This is a genomic window from Janibacter cremeus (genome assembly GCF_013409205.1).
In the GTDB taxonomy this organism is placed as follows: Bacteria; Actinomycetota; Actinomycetes; order Actinomycetales; family Dermatophilaceae; genus Janibacter; species Janibacter cremeus.
In genome coordinates this window covers 1,349,552-1,362,942 of the sequence record NZ_JACCAE010000001.1, presented here as the reverse complement: position 1 = coordinate 1,362,942, position 13,391 = coordinate 1,349,552, and the positions used below count along the sequence as shown (strand labels likewise).

At 64.0% G+C, this 13,391-nt stretch carries 10 protein-coding genes; 7 read left to right on the top strand and 3 right to left on the bottom strand.

The window, feature by feature from the left end; translation table 11 throughout:
• Positions 1-42 precede the first annotated feature (42 nt).
• The 3 genes from BJY20_RS06380 to BJY20_RS06370 all read left to right on the top strand — a co-directional run bounded on the left by BJY20_RS06380 (position 43) and on the right by BJY20_RS06370 (position 4,672).
• On the top strand, positions 43-1,116 hold the full coding sequence (locus tag BJY20_RS06380; RefSeq protein ID WP_185990753.1) for a DUF1152 domain-containing protein: 1,074 nt from the start codon (positions 43-45) through the stop codon (positions 1,114-1,116).
• Between the two features lie 56 nt (positions 1,117-1,172).
• The gene (locus BJY20_RS06375) at positions 1,173-1,952 is read left to right on the top strand and encodes a restriction endonuclease (RefSeq protein WP_185990752.1); all 780 of its coding nucleotides are present in this window, start codon (positions 1,173-1,175) and stop codon (positions 1,950-1,952) included.
• A 491-nt stretch (positions 1,953-2,443) separates the two neighbouring features.
• Positions 2,444-4,672 carry a hypothetical protein gene (locus tag BJY20_RS06370; RefSeq protein ID WP_185990751.1) on the top strand — a complete coding sequence of 743 codons (2,229 nt, stop codon included), beginning with the start codon at positions 2,444-2,446 and terminating at the stop codon, positions 4,670-4,672.
• A 1,243-nt stretch (positions 4,673-5,915) separates the two neighbouring features.
• Here the strand turns inward: BJY20_RS06370 and BJY20_RS06365 are convergent.
• Positions 5,916-6,728, bottom strand: coding sequence for a hypothetical protein (locus BJY20_RS06365; RefSeq protein ID WP_185990750.1), 813 nt, complete (start codon positions 6,726-6,728; stop codon positions 5,916-5,918).
• A gap of 616 nt (positions 6,729-7,344) precedes the next feature.
• A complete protein-coding gene (locus BJY20_RS06360) occupies positions 7,345-7,887 on the bottom strand; it encodes a DinB family protein (protein ID WP_185990749.1) in 543 nt (180 codons plus the stop codon).
• A 227-nt stretch (positions 7,888-8,114) separates the two neighbouring features.
• Here BJY20_RS06360 and BJY20_RS06355 point away from each other — a divergent pair, with 227 nt between their 5' ends.
• From BJY20_RS06355 to BJY20_RS06345, 3 genes are read left to right on the top strand one after another with little or no spacing between them, the layout of a single operon-like run.
• Positions 8,115-9,023: a glucosyl-3-phosphoglycerate synthase gene (locus tag BJY20_RS06355; protein ID WP_425484125.1), complete on the top strand. Its 909-nt coding sequence runs from the start codon at positions 8,115-8,117 to the stop codon at positions 9,021-9,023.
• On the top strand, positions 9,020-9,880 hold the full coding sequence (folP, locus tag BJY20_RS06350) for a dihydropteroate synthase (protein ID WP_185990747.1): 861 nt from the start codon (positions 9,020-9,022) through the stop codon (positions 9,878-9,880). The genes BJY20_RS06355 and folP overlap by 4 nt, the downstream gene beginning before the upstream one ends.
• On the top strand, positions 9,877-10,551 hold the full coding sequence (locus tag BJY20_RS06345) for a class III extradiol ring-cleavage dioxygenase family protein (RefSeq protein ID WP_185990746.1): 675 nt from the start codon (positions 9,877-9,879) through the stop codon (positions 10,549-10,551). The genes folP and BJY20_RS06345 overlap by 4 nt, the downstream gene beginning before the upstream one ends.
• 150 nt (positions 10,552-10,701) lie before the next feature.
• Here the strand turns inward: BJY20_RS06345 and BJY20_RS06340 are convergent, their stop codons facing one another.
• The gene (locus tag BJY20_RS06340) at positions 10,702-11,778 is read right to left on the bottom strand and encodes a thermonuclease family protein (protein WP_185990745.1); all 1,077 of its coding nucleotides are present in this window, start codon (positions 11,776-11,778) and stop codon (positions 10,702-10,704) included.
• A gap of 228 nt (positions 11,779-12,006) precedes the next feature.
• Between BJY20_RS06340 and BJY20_RS06335 the strand changes: the two genes are divergently transcribed.
• Positions 12,007-13,350 (top strand): MFS transporter, encoded by a 1,344-nt coding sequence (locus tag BJY20_RS06335; RefSeq protein WP_185990744.1) that lies wholly within the window; start codon positions 12,007-12,009, stop codon positions 13,348-13,350.
• Positions 13,351-13,391 lie beyond the last annotated feature (41 nt).

The following is a 13,391-nucleotide window of genomic DNA, read 5'->3' as shown; positions in this document are numbered from 1 at the left end:
TTAAGGGTAGAGGTTGCAGCGGCCCCGAGACACAATCGCCCCATGAGGACTCTCTACGTAGCAGCTGGCGGCGGTGGCGATGCAGTCGGTGCACTGCTTGCCCGACGCGCCCTCGGGGACACCGACGAGCGTCCTGCTCTCGTCTCTACCTGCGCATGGGAACGCCTCCGGATCGATCCGATCCCCGGCCCCCGGGCTCGTGCCGACTTCACTGGACTGGCGCTCGTCAACGGTGAACCCGCGGAGATCACCCCCCGTGCGGACACAGTTCCACCGGGAAGGTCCGTGCTGCCTCGACTGGCCGAGACGAGCGGGGCCCGGATCTTCTTGCACGATCTCGACAGCGGTGCGGTCGGGCTTAGAGACCAACTCCGGCGACTCTCATCATCATTGGACGTCGACAAGATCGTGCTGATCGACGTCGGTGGGGACATCGTGGCGCGAGGTCGGGAATCGGGTCTCCGAAGTCCGCTCGCCGACTCACTGACCTTGGCAGCTACTCTTGGCACTGGCATCCCAACGTCCGTGGTGGTCCTCGGTCCGGGTGCTGACGCAGAGCTGCCGGAGGGAGAGGTGCTCGAGCTCCTAAAAGACATTGAGGCCGAGGTGGTCGGTCACGTCAGTTCGGATGATGTGCGGTCGCTTGCGCCAGTCCTGTCCTGGCACCCCACCGAGGCGACGGCCTTGGTGGCAGCAGGAGCGGGAGGTATGAGGGGATCCGTCGCCATGCGACGAGGGCGAGACCCTGTCCCGGTCACTAATCGCACTCCAGAAGTTTGGGTGGTGTCCCATCCTGCCTTTGAGTCGTTTCCTCTCGCTCAATTGCTTCAGGGGACCACGATTCTGTCCGAAGCCGAAGAAGTCATGCGCACCGCAGCTATCGATGAGATCGACTTCGAGCGGAGGGTGGCGGCGGAGGCGTCCTCGCATCGGCGCCGGATGCCCCTTCCGGACGTCATGTTCGAGATGGAGGCAGTCGGGGCAACACACATCACGGGGCGGCGAGTCTCCGAGATCCTGAGTCTCGGTCAAGGGGACGAGGTTCCGTCGATCACTGCGGGGGGTCTGTGGTCGAGGGGTGACCTTATGCGCCTCGCAGAGTCGACGAAGCATTAGCCAGTTCCGAGGCGCCGCACCCGTAAACGCCCGGGAGAATCACCTAGATTGGCAGGGTGAGCGATCCCGCTGTTGAGCCTGAGAGTAATGACGAGGCCGATCCATCGGCTCCTAAGTCTCTCGCAACCACCGATCCTGAGTGGCTGACGTTCGAAAAGGACGTTAAGGACCTCCTAGCGAGCAAAGACCCGAACGCGACGGTTGAGCACAACGTCAAACGGGTCGGTAAGAGCGGGCGAACTCGGCAGATTGACACCCTCGTCACCGGCGAGGTCTGTGGCGAGCGCGTGGAGATTGGCGTCGAAGCTAAGCGATATAAGGGCAAGGTCGGCCTCGGAGTCGTTGACGCCTTCGTGGGGAAGTGTCTGGACACGGGTGTCGATAAGGGCGTTCTCTATTCCCACCGAGGCTTCGATGAGGGCGCCGTCGCACGAGCAGCCATCGCGGATCATCCGAAGGTCGTGCTACGTGAGTTGCCCGAAGCCACCGACGCGGACCATCTTGAGGACTTGCTTCCTCCCTGGAGCGACTTTGTCGAGGAGTTTCTCGGGGTCGAAGCATGCACGGTAGGCGAGTGCTATGGAGAAATCTGGGTTCGTGACGACCTCGGTTGGAGCGGCGGGGTGTGTGATTCCTGTGGCACGGCGGCGGGCTACTGCAAGGACTGCGGCGGCTGGTCATCGCTGTTGGAAGACGTGCAGCCTTGCGACAACTGCGACACCGGAGCATTTGAGGTGGACCGCGACCATGACACTCAAGAGGCAACTGACGTGCGATGGGTCTCGATGGTGGCCTGGGACCACGCAGACCTCATGAACTCGAAGAGGCTGACTTAGCTAGCCTTTCGTCAACCCTCTTAAAAATGTCCTTGCGCGTGCGCTGGAAGCACGCAGCATGGCGACCGTCCCAACGAAACGGAGTAACTTGGATGCGTTCCCGTATACTTGCCGCACGGGTCAGAATGCTTTCGCATCCCACCTATTGGAAACTCCGCAGCCGCTGGCTCCACTGGAACGCCAAAACGGCCGCGCTCCTGGTCAGAATCGCGCAAAGTTCGCGCCGAACAGCCCGCGTGGCAACAATAATACTTGTTTCTCTCCTGCGCGCTTTCATCGCACTTCTCGTGGCTCTTGGAAGTGTTGCCGTAACCCAGTCCTTCGCCCAATTCTTACGGCAAAGTGTCCGCTCGTGGACTTGGATGCCAGCGCAAATGGAAATAGCTTCTGCATGGCTAGGCTCCGCGCCTCCACGAGGCACCCAGTATCTGGATCTGGTCGCCGCAACATTGGCCGTAACAGGAACGCTCGCTAGCGTCTATTTCGCAACCGTGGCCTTTGTCGTCTCGACCACATACCGCGATGCCACCTCAAGAGTCAGGTCTCTTGTGACGCGGATTCCAAACGGGCGGGCCTACGCCGTGCTCTACGTCTACGCCGTTCTCTTTGGACTGGCGATCCTTGTACTCCCACTCTGGGGTGAGGAGCCCACCAGACTAACCCTGTTGATCCTGTCTCTGCTACTTGCCTTGGTTGCAACATCCTTTGGTCAACTAAGGACACAACTGTACGGACTGCTTGAACCTGTGAAACTCTTGCCTGTCATACAGCGTGACATGGCCCGCTGGATAAACTACGCGCTTCGTTCGGGCAGTTCGTCCCAAAGGCAACGAGTGGCAATCAGTCGTAGGAGAGCCCTCGACTCTATTGAAACACTTCGTGACCTAGGTCGCCTTATTCGAGCCCGCGAACAACAGTCATTTAGCCATGACTCCAAATATGCGTCAATAGATCCCCGCGCCCTCACAATAGTCCACTCGATAACTTCAATTTGGATAGCATACGCGACAAAGAAGCAAGAGCTCAGCCGGGTCGAGGAATGGGGTGTTCCCCGAGAGCAACATAAAGACTGGCTCACCGCCAGTACGTTTGAGGTCGATACGGCGCTCAATACCTCTACGACGCTACAGCCAGACAGCCCCACCGATGGCATGTGGTTCGAGAGGCACCTGTCATCCATATTGGCGGACCAGTTCGACGATCGAGCACCGGCTCAACTGGACGACCTTGTTGGACGTCTAAGTCCGATTCCCAGATACTTGGCAGCGCAAGGCCAGTTTGAAGAGGTTCGACTCTGGTCTGATGTCGTGGTTGCGACAGCTATGGATGCCATCACACCTCGCGCCTCGGATGGTCCTTCCAGTAAGAGCACGTCGTCCCTGCAAGTCACGGTAGCCCGCCAACACAACCTCATTGACTTCTCCATTCTCGCATATGCACAAACAGTTCTAGGTCTATACGATTACGTATCGACGCTACGGAAGGGATTTCCTGAATGGATGGTTCATCAGGCTCAGGGCGAAGATAAACGCAGAATTGGCCCCCAAGCGTTGGATCTTTTTCATGAACTAAGAGACGCTTTGACCTTCGAGTATAACGTGGAAGGGAGGCGGATAACTTCAAACGCCAATCTATATCAACTTGCCGCACGATCCATAGCAAGTGAAGTGGTTGATCAGATCGACCTCATTATCGAACAGCTCGAAGGAACTCTGCTTCCCTGGGTGCTGGGTCTCAGCGAGACGCCTGAGCTCCCAGCGGCAGCCGCGCTCAGTCGGATGGACGAGCTTCTCCACAAACTAGACGGGGTGCTTGTTTCAAGCGCTGAAGAACTATTCGATGCCTGTGAATCGGTCCATCACGATGTGGACGATAAGTGGCCAGAACTATCTATGGTTGCCCAGCGGGAGAAGATTGACGCAATGACGCAGCAAATGCGCCTTCCTATCGCGCGTATGAGTGCCAGGGTCGATCTCGAGTTGGACTCGGATCGTCCGGATGCCTTTGGATGGGCATTTTATCGCGCCCATGACGATCTCCTGGGTGATGTTCTTGAGCAGGGTCGGCCTTCCGAGTTGCAACAACGGCTGCGTTACCTTGCTACAGCTACAGACCGTGCTGCGCACCGGCTGCGATCTACTGTTCGGAGAACACATGTCTCGATCGCGTACTCGTATCAAGCCGAGCCGTTCCTTCTCTTCTTGCAAGTATCAGGTATCGCTTATGCGCAGGCGCGTCTTAATGGGAGAAGTGAACTCTTCCGTGACTTTGCTGAAGTATGGTCTGACATACTAGACTCCAAAACTCAAGCCGCCGTTGATCTCCTTCTCGGTGTACTCGACGCTGACCAGGACCATTTAGGCATTGCGCCCGGTCGCGTTCGCCGTTTGAGTCGATCTCAAAGGGCAAAGTCGCACTTTGACTCTCTGCGTCGTAAGGATTTCGCGGAGATGTTCGAGCACGGTGAGGATGAGCATGATGGGAAGACCATGGACGCGGCGAGTGTTGAGATTGCGAACCACCTCCACCTTGACGGGGGCTTTGAACAGGTCTTTGTCGCCGCTTGGCTTCTGCCGGAAGCACTCGCGCGTGGGGCAGACATCCACCATGGTGAAGTAGCAGGTCAAAGGTTCTGGTCCTTCTACGAAAGGCTCTCGTCCAACGTGACTGACACGGGTGGGAATCGGCCGGGCGAGACTCGGGGGGGTGTCTCGGAGTGACTATATCCCAGCGATATTCACGGACGACATACGATATCTATGGTGATTCGTCCTTAGCCGAGATCCGCGAGAAGCTTAACTCTAAGCCGATGTCTGCGATGTTTGTACAAGACCTAATGCATCGCCACTACCAATATATGTGGAAGCTGGAAGTTTCCGGGCAGGAAAGGGGAGCCGCGACTGCGTACCTCGCGGCGTTTCTGTCCGACATATCCTACCGTCAAATTGGTGACGCGGGCATGATGTTCTGGGAGTTATTCGACAGAATCCTGAGTGAGTACGTCGAGAGCGGCTCTTGTTACGGTGAGGTCTACCTAGCGGACCTCGATGATGAAGGCGACTTGGATTTTCAGACGACGAAATGCCGCTTTGACATCGTTCCTGGGTGGTCTGTGCGGCGAAGGCCGATTGGCCTTGTCCAGCTCGATGGAAGCGCACGTGGGGGATGGCGTCATCTGGAACGAGCTCAGCTCGTGCAGGTTTCGGCGCCTCGCCATTTGGTGAGCACGGTCAATTCTAGTCTGCGAGACTTGGATGCAATACATCCTGAGGGGCTAGTTGGCGGATTCGAGAAGTTTCTTGGACTACCGGCCTATGACATGAAGCTTCACCAGCGAAGGTTGAACGAGATGAGCGCCCGTGCCACGACTCCTGTGGGTTGGAGTGGTCGTGGGCTCTTTATGGACAGAGCGACCAATAGTTACAGGGTCTATCGCGAACTTAGATTCACTAAGATTTGGCTGCAATTCGTGCGCGTGGCAGTCGAAGGCCTGAATGCTGCCCTAGCGCGTGCGGAGACCGACTCGGGAGGGTTCTCTGTGAGAATTGATGGATTGCCGTCAATTTCTGACGTTGAAACGGCTATGGCTTCTGTAGAGCATGGAAGCGAATCCTTAGACTCAATAAATCGCCGGATTGTACGGCCCAGGTACTCCTAGTCTTGACCAGTGGAAAGAAGTCTGTCCCGCGATGACGACAGCCCAAGGTCTCACGAAAGTGGTCCGTGAAGAATTTCCTTACTGACTCAAGCGCGCCTCCGGCGCGAGCCGGCGGGCCTTCGGCCCGCCGCCGTGCCGGGCATGCGGCCTCCGGCCGTTCCGGGCTCGGCGTCGGACCTTAGCCCGCACGGCACAACAGAAGGAGCGGCGCCCAGGAAGTCATCCCGAGCGCCGCTCCCTTCGCCGCGCAACTCGATGGTCGCCAACGCAACCACCGCTTCCCATTCGAGGTTCGAGAGCCGCGATCAGCTCCTGGCGCCAGCGAGGTCGAGGATCTCGTCCTCATCCGGGACAGAGACTTCCACCGGCTCGTTGTAGTCACCGAGCGTGAACTCGTCTGACTCGGCGCCTTCGCGCACCACCTTCAGGACGTGATTGTCCTGGCCAGTCGAGACCCACATCCGGGTGGTGCCTTGCTCGTTCTCAGCGATGAGCTCAAGGGCCGGGTCGCCGTCGACCTCGGTGGTTTCGCCCTTGGTCACGGCATCCCAATCGGCGTCGGTGAAATCGACCATGAAGGACTCCAGGTCACACATACCCCCATACTCCGACTTCGGCTCGGCGGGTACGCCACCCTCGACGGTCTCCTTGCCAGCGGTCGCGAAACCCATGAAGGACTCCACGGTGCAGGTGCCGTCAATGCCGGCGGCATCGTTGCCCGCCCGGGGCCCGCCGGGAAGTGCGACCCACATGCCCGCAAGGGATCCGGCCATCTGGTCGTCGGCCGCGAGGCCCGTCTTGGACCAGAACTCTTCCTCGCCCTGGACGAAGAGACGGTGGTCAACGATCAGGACGTCGGCCTCGACCTCGTCGAAGGAGATCGTGCCCTCGTAGTTGCCCTTCTCATCGAGAGCCAGATCCAGCTCCCGGGTGGCACTGTCCTGCTCGACCTCACCCGCGATGCTCACCGAGCTGACCGCGCCCATGTCCTCCTGGACACGCTCCATGATTTCCGGTCCGGACTGACCCTCCAGACTGTCCTCTGCGCCCCCACAGCCAGTCGCGACCACGATCATGGCGACCCCCGCGAGGGAGGCGGCGATCCGATTGCCTCTCATGAGAACCTCACATTCCTCTCTGCATGACTGCCCACCGTCACACAACAGACGGCAGCGTGCAGTGTGGTGTCGATTGCCTCGCTTGGCCTACGCACCAACCGTCCGTCATCTCCGACATCCGCACCGAAACACTCACGCTGGCCAAGGACGCAATTAGGACAGACCTGCCATGCGAGGAGACAGAAGTGCCACGAGTCAACGATCACGTCACCTTCACGCCTTCGACCCTCCGCTCCACTCTCCGCCCGCCTCCGGACCGCATCAAGGGCGCTTCGCGTCACTGCGTGATGGACTGCGTCCACCCTTGACCCGGCCACTCCGGCAGGCTCCTCTGCTCCGCTACAGGGTCGGCGGCTAGAACCGGCCAGCCCTCCACTTTGCCCTCCACTTCGGAACGCAGGCTTGCCGAAACAGGCCGAACCAGCCGCGCTCGATGTCAACGAGAAGCCCGGAATGGCGGGCGAGCGGGATCTCAGGAGCAACCACCAGAGAAGACAGAAAGGCAAACAGGTGGTTGGGGGTTCGAGTCCCCCCGCCAGCTCTCTGGAGGCCCGGTCGAGGTGAAAGTGCGCGAATGGACGCTCGGTTGCACCTCGACCCGCATCGCCGAGGATGACTACTCGCCGACGAGGCCGTCGATCGACTCGCGGATCAGGTCAGCGTGACCATTGTGTCGTGCGTACTCCTCGATCATGTGGGTGAGGATCCAGCGAAGGCTGGGTGCGTTCCCGTCCGGCCAACGTTGAGCCGCCGTGCGTCCCAGGCCGCCGTCCGAGACCGCCCGCTCCGCGGACTCGCGGGAACGTTCGATGCCGGATGTCCAGAGTTCGTGGAGCTGCTCCGGTGAGTCATTGGCAGCGGAGTGCCAGTCCCAATCATCGTCGGCATCCCAGTCCACCGAGGCCCAGGGCTCGCCGTCCTGCTCGTCCCACAGCCATCGCCCGAACCACGCATCCTCGACGTATGCCATGTGCTTGATGAGGCCGCCGAGCGTCATGGTGGTGGCTGCGACCGATCGGTTGAGCTGCTCAGCGTCCAGGCCGTCGGTCTTCCAGGCGAGCGTCGCCCGCTGGTAGTCGAGGAAGCCGGTCAGCGTCTCCCACTCCGAACCGTGCAGTGGCGGCTCGGGGCGGCTGTGCTCGTCGATAGCGTCGGTCATGGTCGTCAGGCTATGGGCGCTGACGGTCAGTGCACAGCGGATTTGCGGGACTCAACGGAGGTGGTGTGCCACCCAGCAGCCCGGTTGGGAGGGCAGCCATCTAGTCTCGGGAGCGTGACCGCGCGCCCCGCCAACCCCGTTCGCAACTGCTCAGGCTCTTGCGGAGCTCTGGGGCACTGATGGAGCAAGGCACGAGTCAGTGGCTGACCGCACATGGACACACCCACGTGGACTTCGTAGCCGAGGACCTCGCTGCCCTTTTGCGGGAGCGCCACCAGACCGTCAGCGTCGTCATCCCCGCCCGCAACGAGGCCGCCACCGTCGGGGACGTCGTCTCCGTGCTCCGACGGCAGCTGGTCGACGACGTCCAACTCGTCAGCGAGCTCGTCGTCGTCGACTCCGACTCCACCGACGAAACGGCAGCCATCGCGGCGGACGCCGGAGCGATCGTCCACCGCTCGGCCGACATCGCCTCGCACCTGGGCAGCCACCCCGGCAAGGGGGAGGCGCTGTGGAAGTCCCTCTTCGTCACCACCGGTGACCACCTCGTCTTCGTCGACGCCGACCTCACGTCCTGGGGCCCCCACTTCGTCACCGGACTCGTCGGGGCCCTCACCGCCGACCCGGCCACCCAGCTGGTCAAGGGCTGGTACGACCGCGTCCTCGACGTCGACGGTCGTCCGAAGAGCACCGAAGGGGGCCGGGTCACCGAGCTCGTCGCCCGACCCGTCCTCGACCTGTGGTGGCCCGATCTCGCCGGTGTCGTCCAACCCCTCGCGGGGGAGTGGGCTGCGACCCGCGCGCTCATGGAGTCGATCAGCGTGCCCACCGGCTACGGTGTCGAGATCGCCAGCCTCATCGACACCCACACCCGCCACGGGCTCGACGGCATCGCCCAGGTCGACCTCGGTGCCCGTGCCCACCGCCACCAGAAGGACCACGACCTCGCCGTCATGGCGGCCGAGCTCCTCGCCGTCGTCGACTCGCGACGTGCTGGCGAGCCGCGTCCGATCGACGTCGCGGCGCAGGAGCTGCAGCAGTTCACGCGGGAGGACGGTTGGCGCACCCGACCCGTGCCGCTCGTCCAACGACCGCCGGCGCGCGAGCAGGTGGGCTACCCGGCAGGAGCGCGATGAGGCTCGGCCGGCACACCTTCGCCGACGACGCGATGCTCGTCATGGCGATCGTCAACCGCACCCCCGACTCGTTCTACGACAAGGGCGCCACGTTCGCCGAGGACACGGCCATGGAGCGCGTGGACCTCGTCGTCGCGCAGGGCGCCGACATCGTCGACATCGGTGGGGTCAAGGCCGCACCCGGTGGCGACGTCGACGTCGTCGAGGAGATCGAGCGCGTCGGCGGACTCGTCGCCCGCGTCCGAGCGAAGTACCCTGACCTCGTCGTCTCCGTCGACACCTGGCGCGCACAGGTCGGCGAAGAGGTCTGTCGTGCAGGGGCGGACGTGCTCAACGACGCCTGGGGCGGAGCCGACCCGGAGCTCGTCGACGTCGCCGCCCGCCACGACACCGCGATCATCTGCACCCACACCGGCGGCGTCACGCCCCGCACCCGTCCGTTCCGCACGGGTTTCGAGCGCGACATCATGACCGAGGTCCTCGACGGCGTGCTCGGGTACGCCGAGCGCGCTGCCGCCGCCGGCGTCGCCCGGGAGTCGATCGTCATCGACCCGGCGCACGACTTCGGCAAGAACACCCACCACACCCTCGAGGTCACCCGCCGCCTGAACGAGATGGTCGACACCGGCTGGCCGGTCTTGGTCTCCCTGTCCAACAAGGACTTCGTCGGCGAGACGCTTGACCGTCCTGTCGACGAGCGCCTCATCGGCACCCTGGCCACCACGGCCGTCTCCGCGTGGCTCGGCTCCCGGATCTATCGGGTGCACGAGGTGGAGGAGACCCGTCAGGTCCTCGACATGGTCGCCACCCTCCGCGGTGAGCGACCGCCGGCACGCACGATGCGGGGGCTGGCATGAGGGCACTCGTCGTCCCCGCGGCACCTGCGCTGCTGCCGGGACTCGGCGGAGCGGCTGACCCGCTCGCCGACCTGCGGGAGCGGGCCCGTGCCCTCGTCGCCGAGACCATGACGAAGGGGGTCACCCGCGTCGTCGTGATCGGTGCGGGGGAGTCCACCCGCACTTGGCCGACGGATGCGCCCTCCGGCACTGCCCGCTTCACCACCGGTCGCGTCCCCGAGGGTGCCCTGCCCACCGACGTCGAGATCGGGCGGCTGCTCGCCACCACTGGCGAGTTCGCCCCCTCTGCAGGGGGCGAACTGGTGCTGCAGTCCGTCGCCGCCGACGCGCACCCGGCGTCGTGCCTCGACCTGGGCCGGTCGCTGGCCGCGGATGGCTCCGACCTGTTCGTCGTCGCCGCCGATGGCCCTGCCACCCTGACCGAGAAGGCGCCTGGCCATCTCCAACCGGAGGCGGCCCCCTTCGCCGAAGGGCTGGCCCGCGCGCTCGACGAGGCGGACACCACCACCCTGGCCACCCTCGACCCCGCCACCTGCGATCGGCTGTGGATGCGCGGCCGCCCGGCACTGCAGGTCCTCGCTGGTGCCTTTGAGCACCACGAGGTGCACGGTGAACTGCTGGCGGAGGAGTCCCCCTTCGGCGTGCAGTACCTGCTGGCCCGCTGGGCCTGACCGCAGAGGCAGAGCGTCGACCCCTCGAGGGCGGCGGAGTGGCCCAGCCGCCCTTGGCGCCGACGCACGTCCTCGCGGCGCGTGCTGCTCGTCAGCTGGGCGAGGACGGCGCCGCGGGGCGGCCGGCGATGTCGCCCATGGGTTTTCGGGTCACAGGGGCAGCTTGGTGTCGCAGTCGATGTAGGTGAAGGTCTTGCCGCCGGGTGCGTAGCTGCGGCACGGTGCGGCGTTCTCCGGTCGCGGCTGGCTCGGCTGCGGCACAGGCGTGCTCGTGGTGCGGGGCGCCGGCGGGGCCGACGGGGTCGTGGGCGCCGGCGCGGGTGTGGTTCGTGGTGCGGGAGGCGGCGTCGAGGTGCGTGGCGGTGCAGGGGCCCTGGTCGCGGGCGGCGTCGTGGTGGTTGTTGGCGCCGGCGCCGGGCTCTTCGACGGAGATGGCTTGGGGGTGGGCTTCTTCGTGGGCGTGGACTTCGCGGACCTCCTCTTCTCGGGTGTGGCCTTCGCCGTCCTCTGCTTGCCGGGTGCGTGCCCGTCGACGACTGTGGTGAGACGACCGAGCGCGGCCGTGCGTTCGGTGTCGGTCATGATCCGGGAAGCGAAGCTGTCCGGGTCCGTCAGGAGGGAGTGCAGGGCGGTCGCCTCCGCGTAGGCGTCGGCTCGATCGCCATCCTGCACAGCGTCGTTGACGCGGTCAGTCCGGGCCGCGAGAGTGCAGGTCCGCGCAGGGTCGAAGAGGCCCTGCCCCGATCGTGTCGCCGCGGCGTACGCGTCGTCGATCCGACGCCTGAAACGATCGTTCGGCTCGATGTGCATCGGCACGGCGAGTCCGTTGCGCACGACGTCGGCGTTGACGAATCCCTCGTCGTCGAAGACTCCCCGGAGCTGGCGGCCGTACCTGTCCTCGTGATCACTGTCCCACTCCAGGTCCACCGACGACCCCACCGGTAGCCGCTGTTTCAGGAACTGGGTCGCTTCGTCGGCGAGGCACTCCCCGTCCTTGCCGTTCCCGCCAATCTCCGGCGTGTCGATGTTGAGCAGGCGCACGCGGTGGGTCTCTCCGTCGTAGCGCACGTCGAGGGTGTCACCGTCGACGATCCTGGCGACGGTTGCCGTCGTGTCCGGCCCCGCCGACATGACTGCCCCGAGCCCCGCCAGGCCGACGGCAGCTGACGCAACGCCAGCGACGGCGGTCGCAGTGACGGCGGCAACCACGGTGAGGGCGGAGGGCATGTGCGAAATCTAGCTCCTGCGTCACCCCGCGTGCCCGGGGCATCCTCCGATGGCCGGGAAACCCCACGAAGGCCGCGCCACGAGGCGGCCGTGTACAGGGAGCCCGGCGGATCCACGGTGACACGGCCCGGGCATCTCGTGCCTCCGTCGCGGCGGCGGATGTCGAGCGCGTTGCCCCCACCGGTTGGTGGATGCTGCCGGTACAGCGTCGATCAATAGCATGTGTCCGTGACCGGGACCCGACAGCTGCACAACATCGGGCGTAGACGCGCCTACGCCATCTGGGCGACCGCGCTCGCCGTCTACGTCCTCGCGGTCTTCCACCGCACCTCGCTCGGCGTCGCCGGGCTGATCGCGGCCGACCGGTTCGACATCAACGGCAGCCAGCTGGCGACCTTCACCGTCCTCCAGCTCGCGGTCTACGCAGCCATGCAGATCCCGGTCGGGGTGATGCTCGACCGGTTCGGGTCCAAGGCCCTGATCGTCGGCGGACTCATCGCGATGACCGTGGGCCAGCTCTGGTTCTCCGTCACGGACAGCTACGGCCTCGCCCTCTGTGCCCGAGCGCTGCTGGGGGCCGGTGACGCGATGCTCTTCACCTCGATACTGCGCCTGATCGCCCTGTGGTTCCTCGTCCGTCAGGCGCCGGTCATCACGCAACTGACCGGCATGGTCGGCCAGATGGGTGCCGTTGCCGCCGCGATACCACTCAGTGCGGCGCTGCACGCGTGGGGCTGGACGATGACCTATGCGAGCGCTGCCTTCCTCGGGGTCATCGCGATCGTGGCGATCCTGGTTGTCGTCAAGGACTCACCCTACGAGCGTGGCGCCGTCGAGAAGATCAAGATTCGCGCCCTGCGCAACAGCCTCGGCGAGATCTGGCGCGACCCGGGTACGCGGCTCGGACTGTCGGTGCACTTCACGACGCAGTTTGCCCCGACGGTGTTCGCGCTGCTGTGGGGATATCCCTTCCTCGTCGCCGGGCAGGGGCTGACGCCGGGGCGGGCGTCGGCGCTGCTGACGTGGATGACCTTCGTGGCGCTGTTCGCCGGACCAACGATCGGTCGCTGGACGAGCCGCTACCCCTACTACCGATCCGTCATGGCGCTGTCCGTCGTCGGCGCCATCTCCTTGGTCTGGGCGATCGTCCTTGCGCGACCGACCCAATCACCGCTGTGGCTGCTGATCATCCTCGTCTCGGTGACCGGCTTCGGCGGGCCGGGGTCGATGATCGCCTTCGATCTGGCCCGAAGTTTCCACCGCAGTGAGCGCTACGGACGGGCCTCGGGCATGGTCAACATGGGTGGCTTCATCGCGTCATTGACCACGATGGCACTCGTGGGGATGATTCTCGACCGCTTGGCGCCCGGCGGCCCCGACACATACACGCTGGACGACTTCCGGGTCGCGATGAGCTCGCAGTTCCTGCTGTGGGGTTTCGGCGCGTGGATGATCTGGCGATACCGGCGACACAGCCTGCGTCGAGCGGCGCGCGTGCCCGGTGCCTTCGAGGCGCTACGCGATGGCTCCACCCTGCTGCCGGGGATCTCCCGCGACCGCGACGACGACTGAGCCGAGAGCCAGCCGCAGTTCGTTGAGCCAGCCGCACCACG